This window comes from Pseudomonas sp. SIMBA_067 (assembly GCF_046534675.1).
In the GTDB taxonomy this organism is placed as follows: Bacteria; Pseudomonadota; Gammaproteobacteria; order Pseudomonadales; family Pseudomonadaceae; genus Aquipseudomonas; species Aquipseudomonas putida.
Genome location: NZ_JAWRYH010000607.1, coordinates 1 through 264 on the forward strand (window position 1 = coordinate 1; position 264 = coordinate 264).

Consider the following 264-nt stretch of genomic DNA (forward strand, 5'->3'; position numbering starts at 1 on the left):
CCTTGTCCAGCGGTGCCAGCACCGTTTCGTAGTAACCCCACTCGGCAATGCGCACCGCGTACAAACCATGCTCCAGGCGCGCCTGTTCCTCATCGCTCAGGCTGGCCTGGTCAATGCGCAGCAGTTGCAATTCCAGCGGCGCGAAATCGCTGGCCAGTTCTTGCGCCACGGCTGGCCACTGCTCGCGCGGGGCCTGGCGGAACTGGCGCACGATCAACGCCTGCACGCCCTTGGCCTGGTCCAGGTTGTAGGCCATGAAGCGGT

The 264-nt window shown here is 64.8% G+C and carries 1 pseudogene; it reads right to left on the reverse strand.

The window, feature by feature from the left end:
* A pseudogene (locus SB765_RS30530) lies at window positions 1-264 on the reverse strand (two-component sensor histidine kinase); the annotation flags it as partial.